This window comes from Campylobacter concisus UNSWCS (assembly GCF_000466685.1).
GTDB lineage: Bacteria > Campylobacterota > Campylobacteria > Campylobacterales > Campylobacteraceae > Campylobacter_A > Campylobacter_A concisus_A.
The window spans coordinates 1-1,219 of sequence record NZ_ANNG01000086.1 but is presented as its reverse complement, the minus strand read 5'-3'; the positions used below and the strand labels follow the sequence as shown (position 1 = coordinate 1,219).

At 39.0% G+C, this 1,219-nt stretch carries 2 protein-coding genes; both read left to right on the top strand.

Features of this window, described 5'->3' with window-relative positions; genetic code table 11:
* Positions 1 to 33: 33 nt before the first annotated feature.
* Positions 34 to 567, top strand: a complete 534-nt coding sequence (locus UNSWCS_RS10670; protein WP_021088508.1) for a hypothetical protein — start codon at positions 34 to 36, stop codon at positions 565 to 567.
* Positions 564 to 1,001, top strand: a complete 438-nt coding sequence (locus UNSWCS_RS10665) for a DUF1353 domain-containing protein (protein ID WP_080655763.1) — start codon at positions 564 to 566, stop codon at positions 999 to 1,001. The genes UNSWCS_RS10670 and UNSWCS_RS10665 overlap by 4 nt, the downstream gene beginning before the upstream one ends.
* The last annotated feature ends 218 nt before the right edge of the window (positions 1,002 to 1,219 follow it).

Sequence of the window (1,219 nt, the reverse complement as noted above, 5' to 3'; positions counted from 1 at the left end):
AAACTATGGGCAGAACTAAGATAAGGAGAGATGATGAAATACTACAAAGATAAAAATAGTGAAATTTACGCATATGAAGAGAATGTAAGTAAAGAGTTTTTAACTCAAAAAATAAAAGAGCTAGGGCTAACTCCGCTCACTAAAAAAGAGCTAGAAGAACTAAATAAGCCTAAAGAAACGACCCTCGAATATCTACGCTTGGCTAAGCTAAACGAACTGGGAAACTGGGCTAGCCTGATGGCGGAGAAATCTCGAATAGACTTAAAGGGCTTCGGAGTAATAGATGGAGGTTATAAATACCTGCTAAACGTTAGGGCTATGAAAAACAACTTCGAAGCTTTACCACAAAAGCTATTTAGGATGTTTGACAATAGCTTTAAGGAAGTAAGCCTAAAAGACCTAGAAAAAATAGAAAAAGCCGTAGAGCTAGGCGGCATAACGCTTCACTCTTTAAAATGGAAATACGAAACGGCTATAAGCAAAGCTAAAAGCAAAGAGGAGCTAGAAGCTATAAGCTTTAGCCAAACTATAGAAATAGACCTAGATAAAGAGGTAAATGACAAATGAACGAGAACCTAAAACCGCAGTCCGCAAATCCAGACAAGTTTTTAGAGACTGGTGGGCAAAGCCTGTCATCACAGATAAAAAGAGTAATACTAAAGCCTTATTCAAAAGATAGATTCGAGCTAGTAGAGCCTTATAGCGTAACTATGCCGATCTTTAAAAGCGGATCGGCAGAAGAAATAACGGTAGAAGTCCCGAAAGGATATAAGACAAATGGGGCTAACGTGCCGCGTATCTTTTGGAGCATCTTTCCGCCTAATTCTCCCGAATACCTTAGTGCGGTAGTAGCCCACGACTATTTATGCGAGCTGAAGCTTTACGATTTAGCCGACGAAGTGCTAAAGCATATAATGGCTAAGTTAGGCGTAGCTAAATATAAAATTTACTGTTTTTATTGCGCTTGCAGGGTTTGGCATTTAATTAAATATGGAAAATAAAAATAAGGAGTAAAAAATGAGATTTTTAACAAAAGGAGGAAAACTATGAGTGCTAAGTTCGGAGTAAACGTAACCGTATCAGCTGAGGCAGCTAGACCAATAGCAGTAGAAAGTACCACACCTATTGGTATAGCAGGGTATGAAGAGGTGCTAGAAAACGGCCTGCATTTTTTCATGACGACGGCAAAGGCGCTTGAGGCGTTAGAGGCAAAATACAA

Bases quoted from the DNA above. Each gene is read 5' to 3' on its own strand.
- UNSWCS_RS10665 (WP_080655763.1), top strand. From the start codon at position 564: ATGAACGAGAACCTAAAACCGCAGTCCGCAAATCCAGACAAGTTTTTA.
- UNSWCS_RS10670 (WP_021088508.1), top strand. From the start codon at position 34: ATGAAATACTACAAAGATAAAAATAGTGAAATTTACGCATATGAAGAG.